Source organism: Nocardia sp. NPDC051321, from assembly GCF_044455225.1.
In the GTDB taxonomy this organism is placed as follows: domain Bacteria; phylum Actinomycetota; class Actinomycetes; order Mycobacteriales; family Mycobacteriaceae; genus Nocardia.
The window spans coordinates 362366-388430 of sequence record NZ_JBITEM010000008.1 but is presented as its reverse complement, the minus strand read 5'-3'; the positions used below and the strand labels follow the sequence as shown (position 1 = coordinate 388430).

Below are 26065 nucleotides of genomic sequence, written 5' to 3'. Positions count from 1 at the left end.
TTTCCTCCTAGTCGTGCGCCCGGTCGGCGAGGGCGCGCTCGAGCACGGCGCAAATGGCGGCCGCGTGCGCCGGTTGGGACATGTCGCGGTGCGCGCATCGGATGCGATGTTCGTGGATCTCGCCGTGCACGTACGGCTTCCAGTCGGTGGCGAAGGCGTGGTCGTCCACCGTCGCGGTGAAGAACAGCACATCCCCATCGAAGACCGGGTTGGCGAACTCGTCGAGCAGTACCGCCTGTTCCCTGGTGATGGCGGCGACGGTCAACAGCAGCTGTTCGAGTTCGGCCTCGTCCTCGGCGGGGCCGAGAAAGTCCCGGATCATGTCGCGGCTGCGCATGTCGTCGAGCACGTCGTCGTCGGAGACCTCGGCCATCGCCCCGCCACCGCCGTTGGTGGCGGCGTCCAGCATGGCGAGCAGGTCGACCTCGTGTCCGCGGCGGCGCAGTTCGACGGCCATCGCGTGCGCGTAGGCGCCGCCCGCGGACCAGCCCATCAGGCGGTACGGCCCCTCGGGCTGGATCGACAGCACCTGTGCCACATAGTCGTCGACCATCTCCCCCACGGAACTCGGTCTCGGGCGCGTGCGGTCGAACTCACGCGCCTGGATGCCGTACAGCTGCCGATCGGGCAGATAGTTGACGAATCCCAAGTACGGCCAGCACAATCCGCCTCCGGCCCGGATCAGCCACAGTGGCGGCCATTGCCCGGTGGTGCGCATCGGCAGCACGGGCGCGAGCGGATCCGCCGCCGCGTCGCCGGTGTCGGTCCTGAGGTTGGCCGCGAGGTCGGCGACGACCGAATGCTGGAACACCGTCCGCACCGGCACCGCGATCCCCATGGTCGCCTTGATTCGGCTGGCCAGCCGGATGGCGAGCAGCGATTGACCGCCGAGGTCGAAGAAGTCGTCGTCGAGGCCGACCCGGTCTACGCCGAGCAGTTCGGTGAACAGCGCGGCGAGCCGCACCTCGTCCTCGGTGCGCGGCGGCCGATACTCCGTCGCGGCGAATTCCGGGTCCGGCAATGCGGCCCGGTCCAGTTTGTGGTTCGGGGTGAACGGCAATCGATCGAGCTCGACGACCGCCGCGGGCACCATGAAACTCGGCAGCCGGGTCGCCAAGTATGCGCGCAGGTCGCCTGGTTCGGGCCGCGTCGCGACCACGTAGGCGACCAGGCGGCTGCCGCCGTCGCGGGCGACCACCGCCGCCTGGGCGACTCCGGGGTGCGCCGTCAGGGCGGCCTCGATCTCCCCCGGTTCGATCCGGAAACCCCGCACCTTCACCTGATCATCGACTCGACCACGGAATACCAACTCCCCCACTGCATTCCAGCTGACGAGATCGCCGGTCCGGTACATCCGATCGCCTGAACCGAACGGACAGGCCACGAAACGCTCAGCGGTCAGTCCCGGACGCCGCAGATATCCGCGCGCCACACCGGCACCGGCGACGTACAGCTCACCGGCCACCCCCGGCGGCACCGGCCGCAGGCGCTCGTCCAGTACGTAGGTGCGCATGTTGTCCATCGGCCGACCGATCGGTACGACCGTACCAAGCGATTCCGGCGACACCCGGTGACTCGTAGCGAAAACCGTTGTCTCCGTAGGCCCATAGCCATTGACCACGGCGAGTCCGGGGCACGCGTCGAGCACCCGCGTGACGGCGGACGCGGAAACCACGTCGCCGCCGACCCACACCTCGCGCAGGCCGACCAGGCACTTCGGGTCCTGGTCGACAAGAACCGCGAACAATGCCGCCGTCAACCACAATCCGGTGAGCTGCCGACCGGTGACCAACGCGGACAACGTCGCAACGTCGAGCACCTCGGCCGGGGCGACGACGACCCGGCCGCCGCCGAGCAACGGCACCCACAGCTCATAGGTCGAGGAGTCGAACGACTGCGGCGAGTGCAGTAACACGTGCTCGTGGGCGCCGTCGCGGTACCGGCGGTCCGCGGCCAGACCTACTACCGCTCGATGGGTCACCGCAACGCCTTTGGGCACGCCCGTGGATCCCGACGTGTACATCACGTAGGCGAGGCAGCCGCCCTGTGCAACCACATTCGGCAGCTGCTGGTCCGTCGCAGCACCGAGCTCGTCGACCGCCACCCGCGGGCAGTGGTCGCCGTCCCGCGGATCGGCGTCGTCGAGGGTGCACACCAGCATCAGCGGGCGCGCGTCGCGCAGCATGAATGCCACCCGCTCGGCCGGATATCCCGGATCGACCGGCAGATACCCGCCACCGGCCTTCAGCACGGCAAGCACGGTGATCACGTAGTCCAGCGACCTCGGCAAAGCAACGGCCACCACCGATTCCGGCTCGACGCCACGGTGCAGCAGGTTGGCCGCCATCCGGTCGGAGCGGCGGTCGAGTTCCCGGTAGGTGAGCGATCTGGTGTCGGCCGTTACCGCGATCGCGTCCGGTGTCGCGGTGGCTTGCCTGCGGAACATCGCCGGGATCGTGTCCAGCGGCAGCGGTGTTGCCGTGTCGTTGAGCTCGGTGACCACCCTGTCGTGCTCGCCGGGTACGAGCACATCGAACGCGCCGGTCGGCAACGCCGGATCGGCGACGGCCTGCGCCAGCACCCGCTGGAATCGGTGCACGAGCTCGACCATGGCCGCGCGGTCGAACAGGCCCGCGTCGAACTCGACATAGCCGACGGCACCGCCGCGCGCGGGGTCGGGAGCCAGATTGAAGAACAGGTCGAATTTCGGTGTGCCGCTACCGGAAACCGGCTCGACCGTCGCCGCCAACCCCGGCAGGCGCAGCTCGGCGGCCGTACTGTTCTGCCAGGCCAGCACGACCTGGCACAGCGGGTGATAGCCCGCGGCACGGCTGGGGTTGAGCAGCTCGACGAGGCGGTCGAACGGCACGTCCTGGTTGTCGTACGCGGCCAGCGCCCGGTCCCTGACCTGGTCGAGTAGTCGCGCGAACGACGGGTCACCGCCGAGCCGCACGCGCAGCACCCAGATGTTGACGAAGATGCCGACCAGGTCGGTCAGCGCGTGGTCGACGCGGCCCGCCTGCGGTGCGCCGATCGTGATGTCCGCGCCGCTGCCCATCCGGTGCAGCAGGATGGCAAGCGCAGCCTGCAGTGCCATCGAGACCGTCACGCCCCGATCCCGCGCCAGTCCTTCGATACCGGCGAAAAGCTCTGCGCCGATGTCGAATTCGACCTGGTCGGCCCGCCTTCCGGCTTGCGCGCCGCGCGGTCGGTCCAGCGGCAACGGTAGCGGTTCGGGCGCGCCTGCCAGTTCCTGGCGCCAGTACTCGGCCTGGATCGCCGCCGGGCTGTCCGGGTCGGATTCCTCGCCGAGCATCAACCGTTGCCAGATGGCGTAGTCGGCGTACTGCACAGCCAGCGGCCGCCAATCCGGCGGCTGTCCCGCCGTGCGGGCCTGGTACGCCAGCGCGAGATCGCGCACCAGCGGGGCGGCGGAGCTGCCGTCGCCCGCGATGTGGTGCAGCACGAGCGCGAGTACGTTGTCGTCGTCGGCTATGCGGAAAACCTTGGCACGCAACGGGATCTCGGCGGAGAGGTCGAACCGGTGGCCGGCCACATCGGCCAGCGCGGCGGGAAGATCCGTCGGCTCGACGTCATGGACGGTCACCTCGGCCTGCGCCCGCTCAGTCGACAGAATGTGCTGGTAGGGCATACCGTCGTCGTCTTCGGCGATCAGCGTGCGCAGACTCTCGTGCCTGCCGATCACATCCCGGACCGCCGTCCGCAACGCGGCGACATCGAGCCTGCCGCGTAATCGGAGCATCGTCGGCATGTTGTAGGTGGTCGACGAGTCCTCGAACAGGTGCCGGAACCAGACCCGCTGCTGGGCGAACGACAGCGGCACCCGCTCGGGACGGGCCTGCGGAGTCAGCGGCAGTCGCGCCTGCTGCGCGGTCTCGACGGCGGTGGCCAGCCCGGCTACGGTCCCGGTTTCGAACACCACCCGCACCGGCACCTCGACGCCGAGCTCGGCCCGGATGCGGCCGACAAGCCGGATGGCAAGCAGCGAATGCCCGCCCATGGCGAAGAAGTCGTCGTCGACGCCGACCTGGCTCAACCCGAGCACCTCGGCGAACAGCCCGGCGAGCACGCCCTCCTGCGGGGTCCGCGGCGCACGTCCGCCGCCGGACCCGGCGTAGTCGGGTGCGGGCAGTGCCCGTCGGTCCAGCTTTCCGTTGGGCGTCAACGGGATTCGGCCGATGGCGACGACGGCGGACGGCACCATGTAGTCGGGAAGTCGCTCGCGCAGGTACTCGCGCAGTGCCGCGAGCACCGCGCCGACGTCGCGCACGCCCGCCGGATTGTTGGTCAGCAGTCGATCGGTGCGGTTGCCCGGGAAATAACCGCCGGATAGCGGGCTCGGATCGGCAGCACCGTCCGGCCAGAGCACCGCGTCGAAGTTCTCGGCCGCCTCGGACCAGGTGACCAGCGAACCCCAACCCAGTCCGGCAGCCAACTCTCGCAGCTCCTGCGGATCGACGGCGCTGCCGGTCAGGCGCGCGTTCGGGATGGCCGCGATCCGCGTCGCGCGGGCAGCCCCGTTCCGGCAGAACGCCTCGACGTCCGCCAGCTCACGCACCTGCTCGCCCCAGGTCAGCACCGGCAGGTCACCGAGCGAAACCGGCGCGGCAGGCGCCTTGTGCAGGACGACCTCGTAGCGATGCTGGGTCAATTCGTTCTGTGCGGCACCGGATTTCAGCTGGATATCCACGCCGGCCGCCTTACCGTCCGCCGCCCACCTGGTGAACCATTCCGGGTCGAGCACCAATTCCTTCTCCAGGAAAACGGCGTGCTCGACGGCGGCCCGCACGGTGGCCTCGGTGGCACCCGGGTAGCGCGCGCGATGCACCGCGGTGTGCAGCAGGCGCAGCGTGCGGGCATTACGCACGTCGCCGACGATGACGCGGCCGCCCGGCGCCAACAGCCCCATCGCCGCGCTCAGCGTTCGATCGAGATAGCCCGCATCCGGGAAGTATTGGACAACCGAATTCAGCACGATCGTGTCGAAGGACCCGGCGGGCAGACCCGAGACATCGTCGGCCGCGAGGCAGCGCAGCTGGATTCGGTCCGCCAAGCCCGCCTCGGCGACCTGCCTGCGCAGCCGGTCGATCACCGTCGCGGAGAAGTCCGTTCCCCAGTATTCGTCGACGTGCGGAACCAGGTGTGCCAGCAGCAGTCCGGAGCCGACACCGATCTCGAGCACCCGGCGCGGCGCGGTCGACAGCACTCGCTCGACCGCCGCGTCGCGCCACTGCCGCATTTCGTCGAGCGGAATGGGCTTGCCGGTGTAACTGGAATTCCAGCCCGAGAAGTCCTCCCCCAGTTCGGCAACGCCCGTCTCGTACATCCGTTCGTAGACCTCGCGCCATTCGCGCACCTGCTCGGCCGGTGCGCCGGTGCGGGTCAGGTCCGGCACGACATAGGCGACCAACCGCGCGTCGTTCTCCTTGTCCGCACCGGCGACCACGACCGCGCCCGACACCGCGGGATGCTCGGTCAGCACGGCCTCCACCTCCCCCGGCTCGATGCGGAAACCGCGCACCTTCACCTGGTTATCCGCCCGGCCATGGAAGTTCAACGCGCCCACGGAATTCCACGCCGCCAGATCACCGGTCCGATACATTCGCTCGCCAGCGGCGAACGGACAGGCCGCGAACCGCTCAGCGGTCAGGCCCGACCGTCCCAGGTAACCGCGCGCTACACCGAAACCCGCCACATACAACTCGCCGACCACACCCGGTGGCACCGGCCGCAAGCACTCATCGAGTACATAGACCCGCATGTTGTCCATCGGCTGACCAATTGGCACGGACGTACCAAGCGACTCCTGTGCCACCCGATGACACGTAGCGAAAACCGTTGTCTCCGTTGGCCCATAACCGTTCACCACGACAAGGCCGGGACACGCCTCCAGCACCCGCGTGACTGCGGCCGGAGACACCACATCGCCACCGACCCACACCTCACGCACGCCTGCCAGGCACCCCGGATCCTGATCGACCACGACACCGAACAACCCTGCGGTCAGCCATAATCCGGTGAGCTGCCGACCGGTGACCAACGCCGCCAACCTCGTTGAGTCGAGCATCTCGGCCGGGGCGACGACCACCCGGCCGCCACCCAGCAAAGGCACCCACAACTCATAGGTCGAGGAGTCGAACACGTGCGGTGAGTGCAACAGCACTCGCTCGTGGGCACCGCCGCGGTACCGCTGGTCTTGCGCCAGACCAACCACACCCTTGTGCGTCACCGCCACCCCCTTGGGTACGCCGGTCGACCCCGACGTGTACATGACGTACGCGAGCCGGTCACCGCCGCAAGAGATCTCCGGAACCAATTCGTTGGTGGTGCAGCGCAATTGGTCGATCCGCAGCTGCGGCTGCCCGTCCGGTGCGGTGAACGTCCCGTCCGTGACCACGACGACGGGCGCGGCGTCACGCAGCATGAACGCCACTCGGTCGGCCGGGTAGTCGAGGTCGATCGGCAGGTACGCCCCGCCCGCCCGGAGCACCGCGAGGTAAGTGATCACCAGCTCGGGCGAGCGCGGCAGCGCAACCGCCACCAGCGACTCCGGACCGACGCCGTGCCGAATCAGGTTGCCCGCCAGCGTGTCCGCGAGCCGGTCGAGTTCCTGATAGGTCAGGGTCGCGTCGCCGCTTTGCACCGCGACGGCGTCCGGGTTCGCGGCGGCCCGGCGTCGGAACGCCGCGTGAATCGTCAGATCCGATGCGGGAGCGGCGGTGTCGTTGAGCGTGCCGAGCAACCAGTCCGTCTCACCGGGTTGGAGCACGTCGATCGCGCCTACGGTGCGCCGTGGCTCGGCCACGATCTGACGCAGCACATCGCACAGTCGCGCGCCGATCAGCTCGACCGTCGACCGGTCGAACAGGTCGGCCGCGTACTCGATGACGCCACGCGCACCCGCCCCGGTGGCGTCCGGGCCGAAATTGAAGAACAGGTCGAACTTCGCGGTGGTGGCGGCGAACAGCTGCGGGGTGATCACCAGGCCGGGCAATTCCAGGTCGAGCCTGGTGAAGTTCTGCCACGCGACCATGACCTGGAAAAAGGGATGGTATGCCAGCGATCGGTCCGGGTTGAGCAGCTCTACCAGGCGTTCGAACGGCGCGTCCTGGTTCTCGTAGGCGGTCAGCGCCTTCTCCCGCACCTGCCGCAGTACCTCGTCGAACGACGGATTCCCGGCCAATCCGACCCGGAGCACCCAGGTGTTGACGAAGAACCCGACCATGTCGACCAGCGCCTCGTCGGTGCGGCCCGCGATCGGCGAGCCCATCGTGAGATCGTCACCGCCGCCGAGCCGGTGCAGCAGGACGGCGACGGCGGCCTGGCACACCATCGACACGGTCGCGTCCTGACGATGTGCCAAATCCCGCACGGCCGCGAACAGTTCCGGCTCGACGACGACGTCGACCGAACCGCCGCGATTGCCCATGATGGCGGGCCGGGGCCGATCCACCGGCAGCCGCAGCGGCTGGGGTATGCCCGCCAATTCCTGCCGCCAATAGCCGACCTGAGCCGCGAGCAAGCTGTCGGTGTCGGCGGCACTGCCGAGCAGTTCCTGTTGCCACAGTGTGTAATCCACGTACCGGACCGGCAGTGGGTACCAGCCGGGCGCGGCACCGGCGAGCCGGGCCTGATAGGCGGTGGCGAGGTCCCTGACGAACGGCACGATCGAACCGCCGTCGACCGAGACGTGGTGGATCATCAGCACCAGCACGTGTTCGGTAGCCGAGCAGCGCAGCACCCGCGCCCGGATCGGAATCTCGTCGGACAGCGTGAACGGGCACTCGTACATCTCGGCGATCACGGCGTCCACCTCGTCGGCAGGCACCGGCCGCATCGGCACGTCCAACCGCACGTCGTCCGCGCGCAGCACCTGTTGCATCGGCGTACCCGCGTCGTCCTCGACGATCAGCGTCCGCAGGCTGTCGTGCCTGGCGACGACATCGCCGATCGCGGCGACCAGCGCCTCGACATCGAGCGTGCCGCGCAGCCAGAACACCGCGGGGAAGTTGTAGGTCGGCGACGGCCCGGTGAAGCGGTAGAGAAACCACAACCGCCGTTGGGCGTAGGAAAGCGGGACCATGTCACTCCTCGGTCATTCTGCGCAGCTTGGGCCTGCGCGATGGGGCGGCGCTGTCCAGGCGGCCCGCCAGCCCGGCGACGGTCGGGGATTCGAACACCAGGCGAATCGGCAGCTCGACGCCCAACTCCCCGCGCATCCGGCCGATCAGCCGGGTGGCGAGCAGCGAATGGCCGCCGAGTAGGAAGAAGTCGTCGTCGATGCCGACGCGCTCGACGCCGAGCACCTCGCCGAACAGCGCCGCCAGCGCCCGCTCCCGCTGATCACGCGGGGGTCGATACTGCATCGCGGACGCGAAATCCAACTCGGGCAGCGCTTTACGATCGAGCTTCCCGTTCAGGGTCAGCGGCAGGGCATCGATCACCGCCACCAGCGCGGGCACCATGAAGTCGGGCAGCCGCTCGTTGACGAACTGACGCACCGCCGCACCGTCCAGCGCGGTGCCCGTTGCCTCGGGCACCACGTAGCCGATCAATCGTTTGCCACCGGCACCGGCGAACTCGCGCGCCACCACAACGGCCTGTGCCACACCGGGATACGCGGTGAGCGCGGCCTCGACCTCCCCTAGTTCGATGCGGAAACCCCGCACCTTCACCTGGTCGTCGACACGCCCGGAGTACTCGAGTACCCCCGCCGCGGTCCATCGCACCAGATCACCGGTGCGGTACAGCGACCCGTCCGAACCGAACGGGTCGGCGACGAACCGTGCCGCGGTCAGCCCTGGCCGTCCGAGGTATCCGCGCGCCAAACCGGCACCGGCGATGTACAACTCGCCGACGACGCCGGTCGGGACCGGCCGCAGCCACGCGTCGAGCACATACATCCGCGCGTTGGCAAGTGGCCGGCCGATCGGCACGGAATCCGCTGCCGCCGTGCCGTTCCCGGCGTCGGGGACGGGGAAGGCGGTCGCGTAGAACGTCTCGGTCGGCCCGTAGCCGTTGATGACCTGGACGCCGGGTACGGCGGTTCTGGTGCGCTCGACCATCGCCGAGGTCAACGGCTCACCGCCGAGCACGATGGTGTCCGCGGCGATCTCGGTGCGCGCGTGATTGAGCACCTCCTCGAATGCCGAAGGCACCGTGGTGATCACCCCGCCCGACCACCGGTCGAGCTCGCCGAGGGCAAGCACATCGCGGATCACCTCGGCGCTGCCGCCGACGCTGAGCGCGGTGAAGATCTCGAATACCGAGGCATCGAACGATACCGACGTGCTGACGAGCGAGCGCGGCGCCGGTTTGTCGCCGAGCAGCGCGGCCATCGCGATGGCGCCGTTGACCATGTTGCGATGCGTGGTGGCAATGCCTTTCGGGCGTCCGGTCGAACCGGAGGTGTACACCAGGTAGGCCAGGTTGGCCGGGCGGAGCAGGCCGCCACGATCGGCATCGGAGAGGTTCGCGGCGGTGGCCGTGCCCGCATCCGTCGCGTCATCGATGAACAGGAACGGCACGTCCGTCTCCGGCAGCACCGGCGCCGTCGCGGTGTCGGTGAGTACCGCCACCGGTGCTGCGTCGACGATCATGTACCGCACCCGGTCGAGCGGATAGTCCGGGTCGACCGGCAGGTACGCGCCGCCCGCCTTGAGCACCGCGAGCATCGCCACCACGACCTGCGCCGACCTCGGCAACGCAAGCGCAACCCGCCGCTCGGGGCCGACGCCGTGCCGAATCAGCCAGCGGGCCAGTCGATTTGCCCGCGCGTTCAGCTCCAGGTAGGTCAGGCTGACGTCGCCGCAGAGCACGGCCAGCGCGTCCGGCGTCGCGGCGACCTGGCGTTCGAACAGTTGGGGGTAGGTCAGCGGCGGGAGCGGCACCTCGGTGTCGTTGAGCTTGCGCAGCACCAGCTCCCGCTCGATCGGGTCCAGGGTGTCCACCCGGCTGATCGGCACGGTGGGGTCGGTCGCGAGTTGGCCGAGCACCCTGGCCATCCGGGCCGCGATGTTGCCTACCTCGTGCTCGTCGAACAAGTTGTCCTGGTATTGCAGGACAACGCGCAGGTAGGGCGCCGTATCGGCCACCACCATCAGCGGATAGTGGGTGCCGGTCTGCGAGCGGATTCCGGTGATCGAGACCCCCGCCGCCGTATGCGCGTCGGCGAGACCGGTGCGGTCGACGGGGAAGGATTCGAACACCACCAGGGTGTCGAACAGGTTGCCGAGTCCGGCCGCCTGCTGGATATCGGCGAGCCCGTGGTGGTGGTGATCCATCAGAGCCGCCTGCCGATTCTGCAGGTCGGTGAGCAGTTCGGCGAGCGTGCGCCCCGGCGTGCAGCGCACCCGCACCGGCAGCGTGTTGATGAACAACCCGATCATGGCGTCGGCACCGGTCAGCGCGGCCGGGCGACCGGAGACGGTGGCGCCGAACACCACATCGGCTCGTCCGGTCAGCTGGCCGAGCACGATCGCCCACGCGGCCTGCACGACCGTATTCGCTGTAATACCGAGTTCCGCTGCGCGCCTTGATACCTCACGAGCGGTCTCGATGGGCAGCACGACCTCGGCCTGGGCGGGCCGGCCCCCTATTGCGCCTTGCCTGGCCCCGGCGAGCAGCATGGTCGGCTCGTCCAGCCCGGCGAGCTCGGCCGCCCAGGCCTCGGCCGACGCCGCGGCGTCCCGCTCGGCCAACCAGACCAGGAAATCGCGGTACGGACGCGCCCTCGTCAGTCCTGCCGGGTCCCCGCCTGATCCGTAGAGGCGCAACAACTCCGCCATCAGCAACGGCAGCGACCAGCCGTCGAACAGCGCGTGGTGGACGCTGAGCACCAACTCCGCCTGCTGTGATCCCATCCGTACCAACGTCATCCGCAGCAATGGCGGGACCGCGGGATCGAAGTGGGTGGCGTGGTCTCGGACAAGCAGCCGTTCGAACGCCTCGGCACGCGCGTCTTCGGCGAGTTCGGTCAAATCCAGGTCGTGCCAGGGCAATTCGACGTCGTTCAGCACGATCTGCACCGCACCGCCCGCGGCATCCTGCACGAACGCGGTCCGCAGATTCGGATAACGCCGCAACACGGCCTGGCCCGCCGCCCGCATCCGCGCCGGATCGACCGCGCCGGACAGGTGCAACACCAGCTGCATGTGGTAAGCGTCGAACGAGTCACCGGCCAGCTCGCTGTGGAACAGCAGACCGGATTGGGTCGGGGTGGTCGGCCATACATCGGTGACTCCCGGGTAATCCCGTTCCCAGGAGTCGATTTCGGGTTGGCCGACCGATACCAGGGCAAGGTCGGAGGGTGTCAGTCCACCGGCGCCGGGTCGCGCCACGTGTCCGGCCAACCCGGTCAGCACAGCACACCACAGCTCCGCGAGCGCCCGAACCCGCGCCTGCGTGAGCACCCCTGCCGCGTAACTGAACACGGCGGACAGCCGCGGTCCCCCATCGGAATCGGTGACGGCGGAGGCGATTTCCAGCGCCGACATCGCGGGCAGGTCCGCGTCCGGGCGCGGCGCCCCGATGCCGGGGATGGCCTGCCAGCCGGCCTCCCTTGCGGCCGACGGCAAATCGCTGACGGCGAGCTGACCGAGATAGTTGAACCCGAGTTGTTGCCCAGGAAGCGAAGCGAGCTCGGCCGCCGTCTCCGGGTTGAGGTAGCGCAGCAGGCCGTAGCCGATGCCCTTGTCCGGAATCGCCAGCAGCTGTTCCTTGATCGACTTGACCAGACCGGCGACCGCGGCGCCGCCGTCGAGCACCTCAGCGATCTCGACGCCCGCGATATCGAGCCGAACCGGGAACATGCTGGTGAACCAACCGACCGTGCGCGAAAGGTCGGCACCGGGCACCACCTGTTCCGCTCTGCCGTGCCCTTCCAGCCGCAGCAGTACCGAGCTGTCCTCGGTGCCACGCCATGCACGCACCGCGACCGCGAGCGCGGCGAGCAGCCCGTCTTCGACACTGCCGTGAAACGCCGAGGGCACCGCGGTCAGCAACGCCTTCGTCGTCGACGCCGGTAGCTCGACCCGCACCGTCTCGACCGTGGCCGCCACATCCACCGCGGGGTCGAGCGGCCGCGACCCGATCAGCGGATCGGTTCCGCTCAAAATGGTTCGCCACAAAGCCAATTCGGCAATTCGTTCGGGCCGGGCGGCCTCGTCCACCAGTGCGTGCGACCAGCGCCGTGCCGAGGTCGTCACGCTCGGCAACGCGACCGGCCGCTCGTCGCGCACCCGTTCCCACGCGGCCGCGAGATCGGGCAGCAGGATGCGCCAGGACACGCCGTCGACCACCAGGTGGTGCAGCACCAGCAGCAGCCAGCCCGGCCCGTCCGGCTCACCCAGCCGGACGAACCGCGCCATCACTCCGGCGGCGGGGTCGAGTTCGCCCGCAGCGGTATCCAATTCGTCGCGAATGCGGTCGTCCCACGACTGCTCGGGATGCCAGTCGGCGCACCGGACCAGCCGGGCGAGGTCCATCGAGTCCGGCGGGTCGACGACCAGACCCGCGTCCGGTCCGGTCACCAACCGGGATCGCAGCATGTCGTGTCGCTCGACGACGGCCGTCAGGCTGGCGACCAGACCGTCCCAGGTGATCTCGCCGGGCAACCGCACCACCATCGACATGGCGAACCGGTTGTAGCCGCCGCCGAGTTCGAGCAGATGCCGCGCCGCGGGCGGCAGCGGTAGCCGGCCGACGCCGCCCCCGTCGAGCTCCGGCAGGACCGGTCGGCCGCCGTCCTTCCGGTCCAACACCACGGCGTCGGCAAGCATGGCGACGGTCCGGCACTCGAACACCTGGCGGGGCGTGAGGTCGATACCCAACGCCCGCGCGCGGGCGACCACCTGGATCGAGCGGATGCTGTCCCCGCCGACGGCGAAGAAGTCGTCATCGGCACCAACCTCGTCCAGGCCGAGCACCTCGGCGTACACCCCGGCCAAGAGGCGCTCCTCGACCGAATCCGGCGCCCGGTACGAGCCGCCGCCGAACCCGGGCTCGGGCAACGCGTTTCGGTCCAGCTTCCCGTTCACCGCCAGCGGCAACCGGTCGAGCAGCACGAACGCCGACGGCACCAGGTAGTCGGGCAGCCGAGCCGACACGAAACCGCGCAGCTCCGCCGCCGAGACACCGGCCGTCAGGTCGACATCGTCGTGCACGCCGGTCGTTCCCGCGACGACGTAGCCGACCAGCCGCCGACCGCCGCTCGGGTTGTCCCTGGCGACCACGACCGACTGGGTCACCGCCGGGTGCGCGGTGAGGACCGCCTCGATCTCGCCGGGCTCGATCCGGAAACCGCGCACCTTGACCTGACTGTCGGCGCGGCCCGCGTACTCCAACTGCCCCAAGGCATTCCAGCGGGCCAGGTCGCCGGTGCGGTACATCCGCGCACCCGCGGTGCCGAACGGATCGGCGACGAACCGCTCGGCGGTGAGCCCGCCGCGACCGTGGTAGCCGCGGCCGACGAGACCGCCGACGTACAGCTCGCCGACCACGCCGACCGGCACCGGCGCCAAACCCGCACCGAGCACATACATCCGCATGTTGGCCAGAGGGCGACCGATCGGCACCGCGCCGGTGTTCGCGACGTCGCCGAGCTCCTGGATCTCGAACACGCTGGCGTAGAAGGATTCGCTCTGCCCGTACGCGTTGATCAGCCGGGTGCCGGGCAGCGCGTCGCGCACGCTACGCACCAGCCCGGAGCGCAAGGCCTCACCCGCGAAGACAATGGTGTCCACGTCGATCTTGCCTGCGAGTTGCCCGATGAGCCCGGACAGCACCGAGGGCACGGTGCTGAGCACGCCACCGGTCCAGTCGTCGCGTTCGCCGAGCACGAGTACGTCACGGACCAATTCGACGATCCCGCCCGCGCACAGGGTGGTGAACAGCTCGAACAGCGAGACGTCGAAGTTGATCGAGGTGCCTGCGAACGTCCGGGTTTCGCGCGTCACGCCCACCGTGGAGATCAGCGCGAGCAGCCCGTTGGCGACGCTTTCGTGCGTGATCGCGACGCCCTTCGGGATGCCGGTCGACCCGGACGTGTACATCACGTACGCCAGGCTATGCGGCCGGATCGGCACCGGACGCCGGTCTGTCGCACCGCGCAGCTCAGTGAGGTGCACTACGGGAATAGTGGTGGCGGGCAACACTTCCGCCGTGTCGGCGTCGCTGAGGATCAACCTGGGACTCGCCTCGGTCAGCACGTGGTCGAGCCGCCCGCTCGGATACGCCGGGTCGATCGGTACATAGGCGCCACCGGCCATCAGCACCGCAAGCAGGGCGACCACCAGGTCCGGCGTCCTCGGCAGCGCGACGGCCACCAAGGTCTCGGGGCCAACTCCCCTGTCGCGCAGCGCATTGGCGACCCGGACGGCCCGATCGGCGAGCTCTCGGTAGGTGAGCTCGGCGCCGGCCGACACCAAGGCGAGCGCGCCGGGCATCTCGGCGACCCGGCGTTCGAACAGGTCTACGACGGTCACCGGGGGCAGCGGTGCCGCGGTCTGGTTGCGGCCCTGCACCATTCGCTCGCGTTCGGCCGCGTCCATGATCTCGACCGCGCCGATCCGCCGCGCCGGATCGGCGACGACCTGGCGCAGCACCCGCCCATAGCGCGTGGCGATCAGTGCGACGGTGTCGTGGTCGAACAGGTCCGTCGCGTATTCGAGCACACCGATCGCACCGCCGGTCTCCGGATCGGGAGTGAGGTTGACGAGCAGGTCGAACTTGGCGGCTACCGGCGGGGTCGCCTCCTGCTCGACCCGAAGGCCGGGGAGGTCGAGCGCGAACGGCGCCGTGTTCTGCCAGGCGAACATCACCTGGAACAGCGGCTGATACGCGGTCGACCGCTCGGGGTTGAGCAACTCGACCAACCGCTCGAAGGGGGCGTCCTGGTTGTCGTAGGCCGCCATCGCCTTGTCGCGCACCTGATCGAGCAGCTCGGCGAACGGAGGGTTCCCGTCCAGGCCGACCCGGAGCACCCAGGTGTTGACGAAGAACCCGACCAGGTCGACGAGGGCCGCATCGGTCCGGCCTTCGATCGGCGAACCGATCGTGATGTCGGTGCCTGCCCCCAGCTGATGCAGCAGTACGGACAGGGCCGACTGAAGCACGATGGACGCGGTGGCACCGGCGCGGCGTGCGACGGTGTCCACATCGGCCATCACCTGGGGGTCGATGGTGAAATGCACCCGGCCGCCGCGATGGCTCGCGACCGGCGGGCGGGGGCGGTCCGTCGGGAGCGCGAGAGGCGCGGGCACATTCGCCAGTTCCCGCTGCCAGTAGCCGAACTGTTCGGCGAGCAGACTGTCTGGATCAGCCTCGTCGCCGAGCATTTCGGCGTGCCAGAGCGCGTAATCCGCGTACTGCACAGGCAGTTCCGGCCAATCGGGTGTCCGTCCCGCCAGCCGCGCCGTGTAAGCCCGTGACAGGTCGCGGGTCAACGCCGCCGCGGACCCACCGTCCGCAGCGATGTGGTGGATTACCAGGACGAGCACGTGTTCGTCAGGAGCGACGCGCAGCAACTCGGCGCGCATCGGGATGCGGGCATACAGGTCGAACTCGTGCGCCGCGACGGCGGCGACGGCGCCGGACAGCTCCTGCTCGGCCACCGGGATGACCGAAAGGCATTGCGGCACATCCTCGACGGGCAGTACGCGCGACGCCGCCGCGCCGGTCTCTTCCTCGACGATCAAGGTCCGCAGGGTCTGGTGCCGACCGATCACGTCCTGGATCGCCGAACCGAGCGCAGTCGTGTCCGGCACCCCGTGCAGGCGCACGGCGAGCACGAGATTGTAAGTGGCGGAAGGCCCTTCGAAGCGATCGATGAACCACATGCGCCGCTGGGCGAACGACAACGGCACCGATTCGGGCCGCGCCGCGCGCACGAGCGCGGGCCTGATTCGCGATCCGGCACCGAGCCCGCTCGCCAGCCGGGCCACCGTCGCCGCGTCGAAAACGGTCCGGATCGGCACCTCGACGCCGAGCTCGGCCCTGATCCGGCCGACGAGGCGGGTGGCGAGCAGCGAATGGCCGCCGAGTGCGAAGAAGTCGTCGTCGATGCCGACCCGTTCGACACCGAGCACCTCGCCGAACAGCGCTACCAGCGCATGCTCGTTCGGCGTGCGTGGCGCCCGGTATCTGGTACCTGCGAATTCCGGTGCCGGCAGGGCCCGGCGATCCAGCTTTCCGCTGGGGGTCAAGGGGAATCGCTCGACCACGACTACCGCGGCGGGCACCAGAAACGCCGGCAGCCGCTGCGCAACGAACGCCCGCAACTCGTCGGGGGACGTCGGGTCGCCGAGCACCGCGTACCCGACCAACCGCGCCGCCGAGCCGGTGTGGTCGGCGACGACGACCGCCTGCCGGACCGACGGGTGCTCGGCGAGCGCCGCCTCGACCTCGGCGGGCTCGACCCGGTAGCCGCGGATCTTGATCTGCGTATCCGCGCGACCGGCATACTCGAGCACCGCGTCGGCGGTCCACCGGCCGAGATCGCCGGTGCGGTACATGCGGGCACCGGGAAGACCGAACGGGTCGGCGACGAACCGGCTCGCGCTTGGTCCGGCGGCTCGGTGATAACCGCGGCCCATACTCGCGCCCGCCACGTACATTTCGCCGACCACGCCCGGCGGCACCGGCCGCAGCGCCGGGCCCAGCACATACACCCGGACGTTGCCGAGCGGACTGCCGATCGGCACGCTGCCCTCGGCCGACGGTGTCTCGTGCGCCGCCAAGGCGAAGGCGGTGGCGTAGAAGGTCTCACTTTGGCCGTACGCGTTGATCATTCGCACACCGGGCAGTGCGGCGCGGACGCGCGCGGTCAGCGCCGACGGCAACGCCTCGCCCGCGAACACCACCGCATCGGTCTCGATCCGGTCGGCCAGCCGATCGGTGAGTTCGCCGAAAGCCGAAGGGACCGTGCTGATCACACCGCCCGTCCAGTTCGGCCGCTCGCCTAGTACGAGCACGTCCCTGACCACCTCGACGCAGCCGCCGGTACTCAGCGTAGTGAACATCTCGAATACCGACACGTCGAAGCCGATGGAGGTGCCCGCGAGCATCCGCCAACCCTTGGGCACACCGAGGCGGTCGACCAGCTGGGCGACACCGTTGACGACGTTGCCGTGCGTGATCGCGACACCCTTGGGTGTCCCGGTCGATCCGGAGGTGTACATGAGGTAGGCGAGGTTGTCCGGCAACGCATTACGGACAGGATCGTCATCGCGTCCCGCGGCGATCTCCTCGATGGACAGTCTCGGTATCTCCGTGTCGGGCAGCATCGATATCGTCCGCGCGTCGGTGAGGATGAGCAGCGGTTCGGCGTCACGAAGGACGAACTCCAGTCGCGCACCGGGGAATTCTGGATCGATCGGCAAGTAGGCGCCGCCCGCTTTCAGCACCGCCAGGATCGCGATGACCAATTCGGCCGATCGCGACAGCGCGACCGCGGTAACGCTCTCCCGGCCCACGCCGTTCTCGATAAGACTGTGCGCCAACAGGTTTGCCCGTGCGTTCAGCTCGAGGTAGGTCAATGTCGCCGAGCCGTCGACGACCGCGACCGCGTCGGGTGTCCTGGCAGTCTGCCGTTCGACCAGTTCCGGCATCGTCATCGCGGAGCAGGGCGCCGCGGTGTCGTTGTACCGCGACAGCCGGTCGTGCTCGGCCCCGGTCAACAGGTCCAGCGTGGCCAGCCGCCGATCCGGCGCACCGGCCAGCCAGCCGAGCACCCGCGCGAACCGTGTCGCGATGTCATCGGCGCCGGCCCGATCGAACCGATTTCGCTGGTACTGCAACGCGATTCGCAGGTGTGGATCGGGTGTCGCCACCACCGTCACCGGATAGTGGGTGCCGGTGAGCGGCCGGATGCCGGTCACTTCGATCCCCGCGTCGGTGCGCGCGTCGCTGATCCCGATCCGGTCCATCGGATATGACTCGAACGCGACGAGGGTGTCGAACAGTTCATCGAGTCCGGTGAGCTGTCGCAGGTCGGTGAGTCCGATGTGGTGGTGCTCCAGCAGCGCGGCCTGTTGGTTCTGCAAGCGGGCCAGGAACTGGGCCACGGTGTCGGATGGCTTGCACCGCACCCGAACCGGCACGGTGTTCACGAACATCCCGACGATGCCGTCGACACCGGTGATAGCCGGTGGCCTGCCCGAAACGGTCGCGCCGAACAGCACGTCGGCCCGGCCGGTCAGCTCGGCGAGCAGCAGTCCCCACGCGCCCTGCAGCACGGTGTTGACCGTCACGCCGAGTTCCGCCGCACGCGACGAAAGTGCTTGTGCGGCGGCGGTGGACAGCGGTACCTCGGCCACCCCGATCGGGGATCGTCGCGGTTGTTCCTGCATCGGTCGCGCCGCCGCGTGCGCGGCGAGCAGCGTCGGTTCCTCGACGCCGTCCAACTCCTCGGCCCACTCCTGCATCGAGAGGTCGTGGTCCTGTTCGGCGAGCCAGGACAGGTAGCGGCTGAAATCGCGCGGCCGAGGCAGCGCCCGCGGGTCACCGCCGGCGCTGTAGAGGCTCAACAACTCGCGCAGCAGGATCGACAGGCACCAGCCGTCGACCAGCAGGTGATGCGAGGTGAGCACCAGCTCCGCCCGCGCGGTCTCGGTGTGCACCAGTGCGATCCGCATCAGCGGCGGCGTGTCCAGCGTGAAGGGACTGTCCAGGTCATCGGCCAAGAACCGGTCGAGTTCGGCGGCGCGCGCCGCGGCGGACGCGGTGCGCAGATCGAGCTCCTGCCACGGCAGCCGCACCCCGGCGACGACGGCCTGCACCGGTTCGCCATCGGCGCCGGTGGCGAACCCGGCCCGCAGCCCGGCGTGCCGGTCGAGCAGGGCCTGACCGGCCGCCCGCATCCGGTCCGCGTCGACTTCACCCGCGAGATGAAAGACCAGTTGCACCCGGTAGGGGTCGAAGTTGGAGTCGACCATCGAGGCGTGAAACAGCAGCCCGGACTGCAGGGGCGTCAGCGGCCAGATATCCACGAGCCCCGGGTAGCGGGCCTGCAACGCGTCGATGTCCGGCTGGCCGACCTCGACCAGCGCGATGTCCGACGGGGTGAGACCGCCCGCGTCCGGCGAATCGAGATGCCGCACCAGCCCCGACGCCGCCTGCTGCCACCACCGCGCCAGTTCACGCACGTCATCGTGGGACAGCACGCCACTCGGAAAGCCGAAGGTGACACGTAAACGCCGCTCGCCCTTGGCATCCACGACCGCCGCGGTCACGTCGAGCGCGGACGCCGCAGGCAACTCCGGCGCGGTCGGCGCCGAGAGCGCAGCGGCTTCGGGCGCGGGCCACCAGCCGACCGCACGCGCCGCCGCGGGTGCGGCGCCCGCGATGAATCCACCGATGTAGTTGAAGGAGATCTGCCCGGCCGGGCACTGCGCGAGCGTGTCCGTGGTCGCCGGGTTCAGGTAACGCAACATCCCGTAGCCAATCCCCTTGTCGGGGATCGCGAGCAGTTGCTCCTTGATCGACTTGAGCAGCTTGCCCGGCGCCGCGGCGCCGGAAAGCACCTCCTCGGGGTCGGCGATGCCGACCTCGAGCCGGACGGGAAACACGCTGGTGAACCACCCGACCGTGCGGGAGAGGTCGGCACCGGCGACTATCTGTTCCTCGCGCCCGTGGCCTTCGACGCGCACCAGCACGGAGGTGTCGCCGATGCCGCGCCACAGCCGGACCGCCACCGCGAGCGCGGCCAGCATTCCGTCGTTGGCGCCGCAGCGGTACGCGGCGGGGAGTTCGGTGAGCAGCGCGGTGGTGTCGTCGGCGGAAAGTTCGACGCTGACGCTCTGCACGGTCGACATCAGGTCGATGGCGGGGTCGAGTGGCCTGGTGCCGATCAGCGGGTCGGGTCCGGTCAGCATGTCGTGCCACAGTTGAACTTCGGCGGTCCGGCTCGGCCGCGCGGCCTCCTCGACGAGCGCGTGCGACCACCGCCGTACCGAGGTGGTGGCCGGTGCCAGCTCGACCGCGCGACCGGCCCGCACCTGCTCCCATGCGGCGGCGAGGTCGGGCAGCAGGATCTGCCACGACACGACATCGACGACCAGGTGGTGCAGTACCAGCAGCAACCGGTCCGGCGACGTACTCGAGTGGAACCAGACGATCCGCGCCATCACCCCGTCCATCGGCGCCAATCGCGCTGCCGCCGTGTGCAGTTCGCGCGTCAACAGCTGGTCCCACGCGTCGCCCGTCCAGCCACCGTCCCACTCGATGCGCCGGATCAGGTCATCCGCGTTCGCGACCTCGTCGACGACGAGACCGGCCTGCGGTTCGTCCACCAACCGGGTGCGCAGCACCGCGTGCCGGTCGAGCACCGCGGTCACCGTCGCCGCGATCCCCGCGCCGTCCGCGTCCGGCGGGAGCGCGAGCAGCACGCTCTGCCCGAAACCCGCCCAGCTGCCGCCGAATTCGCGGACATACCGGGCGACCGGTAACAGCGGTGCCCAGCCCGTCGCGTCATCATCCGGCTCGGCCGTTTCGGTGGCGGATTCGACGATGCCCGCGACTTCGGTGAGGCGGGCGACCGTCCGGTGTTCGAACACCTGGCGGGTGTTGATCGCGATACCGGCGGTCCGTGCGCGGACGGCCACCTGAATGGACCGGATGCTCTCGCCCCCGATGGCGAAGAAGTCGTCGTCGACACCGACCCGGTCCAGCCCGAGCACCTCGGCGAAAATCTGGGCCAGCACCTGCTCAGTTGCCGAGACCGGTTCGCGGTAGGACCCGCCGACCGCGTCCGGCTCGGGCAGCGCCGCCCGATCCGTTTCCCCGGTCGCGGTGACCGGCAGCCGGTCCAGCACCACGATCACCGAGGGCACCATGGCGGCGGGTAATCGCCGGGCCACCAAGGTCCTGAGGTCGGCGGTGGAGAAATCGGCGCCGAGGTCGACGGTGAGTTCCACGTCCGCCGCACCGGCGCCGGCCGCCGCGACCGGCACCACGTAGCCAACCAATCGCTGTTCGCCGCAACGGTCCTCGCGCGCCACCACCGCGGCGCTCGCCACACCAGGATGGGCGATCAACGCGGCCTCCACCTCGGCCACATCGATCAGCAGACCGTCCAGCCTGACCCGCTCATCGGCCCGCCCGGCATACTCCAGCCGCCCGTCCTTGTCGTAGCACGCCAGGTCCCCGGTTCGGTACATCCGAGACCCGTTGGGGCCGAAGGGATCCGCGACGAACCACCGCGCGGTACGACCGGGATCGCCCGGATGGCCGCGAGTCACCTCGGTCGCTACATAGACCTCGCCGACCGCCCCTGCTGGCAGGACGTTCAACCCCGGCCCGAGCACGCGGATCCTGGCGCTGTCCACGATGCCGTCATCGCGGCGGACCGTCGACAAGGCCGGTCCGAGCGAGTCCGTTTCGGCCGGGCCATGCGTGAACGTCAGCACGGGACCGCCAACGGTCCGGCCACGCCCGAACAGCTCGACCGCACCGATCGGCCGGGTCGGCTCGGCGAGCACCTGACGAAGGACCCGGACGAACCATCCGGCGATGCGCCGCACGCTGTCCCGGTCGAACAGGTCGGTCGCGTATTCGACGCTGCCACGCAACCCACCGCCCGCCTCGGGCACCACGTTGACATGCAGATCGAACTTGGCCGTCCCGGTGGTTACGAGTTCCCATTCCGCGCGCACCCCGGCGAGCTCGAACCCTTCCAGAGCCTCCTGCCAGGCGAACATCACCTGACACAGCGGGTGATACGCCAGCGAACGATCCGGGTTGACCAACTCGACGACGCGGTCGAACGGCGCGTCCTGATTGTCGTACGCGGCCAACGCTTTATCGCGCACCTGGGCGAGCAGCGCCGCGAACGAGAGACCGGCGGCCAGCCGCAGCCGAAGCACCCAGGTGTTGACGAAGAACCCGACCAGATCCGCCAGCGCCTCGTCGGTCCGCCCCGCGACGGGCGAACCGATCGTGAGGTCGGCACCACCGCCGAGGTGATACAGCAGCACCGACAGGGCGGCTTGCAGCACCATCGACTCGGTCACGCCGCGCGCGTCGGCGAGGTTCGCCAACCCGGCCCGCAGCTCGGCGTCGATAGCGAAGTCGAGCACGGCACCGCGATTGCTGACCGTCGCCGGTCGAGGACGGTCGGTGGGCAGCCGCAGCGGCTGCCGCAGGTCGACCAACTCCCGGCGCCAGTAGCCGAGCTGACGCCCGATCACACTGTCCTCGTCGGACGCCTCGGCCATCAATTCGTGCTGCCAGAGCGTGTAATCGATGTACTGCACCGGCAGTTCGGCCCAGTCGGGCGCACGGCCGGCGCAGCGCGCCGCGTAGGCGGTCGACAGGTCCCGGCCGAGTGGCACCACGGATTCGCCGTCGGCGGCGATGTGATGCAGCACCAGAACCAGCAGATGTTCGTCGGCCCGGACCCGGAACACCTCGGCCCGCACCGGCAGGTCACCGGTGAGGTCGAACAGTCGGCGCGCGGATTCGGTCACCGCGTCGGCGACCGATTCGGGCGACACCGGCACGACCGGCGCCTCGAGCACCACCTCGGCCGCCGGAACCACGAACTGGTAGCCGATACCGTCGGAGTCCTCGGCGACCAGCGTCCGCAACGCCTCATGCCTGCCGACCACATCCCGCAGTGCGACGGCGAGCGCGGCGGTATCCAGCGGGCCGGCGAGCCGGAACACGGTCGGCACATTGTAGGTCGCGGTCGGTTTGCCCAGCCGGTGCAGGAACCACAGCCTGCGCTGCGCGAACGACAGCGGCACCCGGTCCGGGCGCGGCCTCGGTGTCAGCGCCGGACGTACCGGACGCCCCTCGGCCAGCCGCCGCGCGAGATCGGCGACCTTCGGTTCCTCGAACACGGCACCGATCGAGATCTCGACACCGAGCTCGGCGCGAATCCGATTGACCAGCCGCACCGCGAGCAGCGAATTCCCGCCGAGCACAAAGAAGTTGTCGTCGATGCCGACCAGGTCGAGCCCGATCAGTTCGGCGTACCAGGTCGTCAACGCCTGTTCGGCCGCGGTCCGCGGCGCCCGGTACGCGGAGTGGACCACCTCGGGGTCGGGCAGTGCCGCTCGATCCAGCTTCCCGTTCGGGCTGACCGGCAACCGGTCGAGCAACCCGTACGCCGCGGGCACCATGAACTCCGGCAGCCGCCGCGCGACATGCGCCCGCAGCTCGGCGACGCCGACCTCGCCGACGGTGGCCACATAGGCCACCAGCTGCTTTCCCCCGCCGACCGGGTCGGCACGGGTCACCACCCCGGCGCCGGTGACCCCAGGATGGGTAGCGAGCACCGCTTCGATCTCACCCGGTTCGATCCGGAAGCCACGGATCTTGACCTGCGCGTCCGCCCGGTCGAGGAAGACGAGCGCACCGGGCGCGGTCACCGCGACGATATCGCCGGTGCGATACATCCGCTCGCCGGCCGCGCCCCACGGGCACGCGACGAACCGCTCCGCGGTGCGCCCAGGCCGCCCGAGGTAACCGCGGGCCACGCCGGAACCGGCCAGGTACAGCTCACCCGGCTGACCCGGCGGAACCAGTTGCAGCGCATGGTCGAGCACGAAGACGCGCATGTTGTCGTAGGGCAGCCCGATCGGTAGTTCGTCGCCGACCGGCGTGCCCGCCGCGACCGAGTGACTGGTCGCGCCGACGGTGACCTCGGTCGGCCCGTACACGTTGACGAACGTCGTGTCCGGGCAGGCACGCAATGCGCGCGCGATGGTCGCCGGTCGCACGCGCTCCCCGCCGGTCACCACTTTCCCCAGTCCCGCAAGGCATTCGGGGTCTTGCTCGACCACGAGGTCGAGCAGTGCCGAGGGCAGGCACACCGCGGTCAGCGCGTGCGCGGCGATCAGTTCGGCGAGCGTGGCGGTGTCGAGCTCGCCCGGCGGCGCGATCACCACCCGGCCACCGTGCGTCAACGGCACCCACAGCTCGTAGGTGGCCGCGTCGAAGGTGTGTGGCGAGCGAAGCAGCACCCGCTGGTAGTCCGCGCGCCAGCTCCGATCCACCACGAAATCGACGACATTGCGATGCGTGACGCCGACGCTCTTGGGCACACCGGTCGAGCCCGAGGTGAACATGACATAGGCCAGTCGATCCACCGACCCCGCCGCGCTGATCCCCTCCGCAGGCAAGGGTCCGAGTTGGTCGAGCACCACGACCGGCAGCGCGCTATCCGGCACCACGTCCGCGTGTGCGGCGGACGCCAGCACCGATACGGGCCGGACGTCGGCGAGCATCGCCGCCACCCGCTCCGGGGGATAGTCCGGATCGATGGGCACGTAGGCGCCGCCCGCCTCGAGCACCGCGAGCAGCGCGACCACCAGGTCCACCGACCTCGGCAGCAGCACGGCCACCAGCGACTCGCGACCGACGCCTTGGCGCGCCAGCAGCGCGGCGAGCCGCCGGGCACGTGCGGTGAGCTCCGCGTAGGTCAGTGTGGTCCCCGCCGCGTCAACGGCGATCGCGTGAGGGTTCGAATTCGCCTGCCGCCGAACCAGATCCGGAATGGATAACTGCGGAGTCGGCAGCGCGGTTGCGTTCAACCGACCGAGCAGATAACCCTCGTGCGCGGGCGGCAGCACCGCCAACCGGCCGACCGGAGCCTCGGGCCTGGCGACGACCGCGCGGATGAACTCGACCAGGTCGTCGCAGAGATGACGCAACTGTGCCGCGCTGTACAGGGTGGCCGGTGCGTCCATCCGGACGTGGAATTCGCCGTCCGCACCGCCGTCCCAGTACAGCGAGATCACCAATTCGTCGATGATTCCCCACGGTCCGAGCGAAAGCCGCGCGGAATTGCCCGCGAAATCCGGCCCGTCGACGAAGGGCATCAGGTTGATCAGGACACCGAACGGGCTGCGCGCCGTTCCGGCGGCACCCATGCCACGCCGGATATCGGTGATGTGGTGATCGGCGTGCGCGAAAACGCGGCGCTGTTCGGCAGCCACCGCCGTCGCGACCTCGGCGAAGCTCGCGGACAAGGGAATTCGCACTCGGATCGGCACGAGGTTCAGCGTCAGGCCCGGTGTCCGCGCTATGTCGCCGCGCCGATTCTTGACACTGAGCGAGAACAGCGGCTCGTCGAGGCCGCAGCGGCGACCCGCGAACACGGCGACGGCCGCGGACAGCAGCGCGGTCGTCCGCACACCGAGCTGGTCGGCCAGCTGTGCCCAGCGATCGGCGTCGAACCCCGGCATGGTGACGACGCGGCTGACCATCCCGATCGCACCGGCCAGCTCGGCCCTGGTGTCCGCCGGACTGTCGCGCCGCTCGAGGTCGACGTCGAGTGGCCCGAACGGGCCCGTGCGCGGGCGTGGCAGCTGGGCGGGTGTCGGGTCCCCGGCCAGATACTCCTGCCAGAATCGTGCGTCCTCGCTGAACCGCGCCGACTCCCGGTACCGGCGATCGGTGTCGGACAACGTTTCCGGGTCGCCGAACTGAACGGGCGGCACGACACGTCCGTCGTGCAGCGCCGTGTATACCTCGGCAATCCGCGGCGAGAGCATGGTGATGGCGCTGAATCCGTCGGCGACCAGATGCTGGAAAACCACGACGAGCAGGAATCGGGTCGACGTCAACCGGACGGTACCGACCCGATACAGCAGGTCGTTCGCCAGATCGAACGGGGCGCCGACCACGTCGACCAGCGCCGCGACCGCCGCCGCGTCCGGGTCGGTGGCCGCGCTGACATCGATCGCGAACGGCACCAGCCGGTCCGGTGCACCGACCACCTGACGCAGCCCATCGGCGTCCTCCCGGAAATTGACAAGGACGGCCTCGGTCTCGCCGAATACCACGCGCAGCGCGGCGGCGAGAACGTCGAGGTCGATCGAACCCGATATCTCCCATAACAGGGTCGGATTATTGGAAACCTCGGGCGTCATTTTGTGCGCCAGCCACAGGCCTTCCTGGGCCGCCGAAATACCGAACGAACGCAAAACAATTGCCCCCTCGCCATCGCTGATCCCACCGGAGCATATGTGGGCATTAACCACCCTCGCGGCAGTCATGGCGGCCAGTCAATATCGGGAACCCGCCAGAACGATGGGGGACG

At 69.5% G+C, this 26065-nt stretch carries 2 protein-coding genes; both read right to left on the bottom strand.

Annotation, left to right across the window (positions count from 1 at the left end):
* Nucleotides 1-7: 7 nt before the first annotated feature.
* Nucleotides 8-8104 (bottom strand): amino acid adenylation domain-containing protein, encoded by an 8097-nt coding sequence (locus ACIA8C_RS21410; RefSeq protein WP_397137227.1) that lies wholly within the window; start codon nucleotides 8102-8104, stop codon nucleotides 8-10.
* Nucleotide 8105: 1 nt separating this feature from the next.
* A complete protein-coding gene (locus tag ACIA8C_RS21405) occupies nucleotides 8106-26021 on the bottom strand; it encodes an amino acid adenylation domain-containing protein (protein ID WP_397137225.1) in 17916 nt (5971 codons plus the stop codon).
* Nucleotides 26022-26065: the final 44 nt, after the last annotated feature.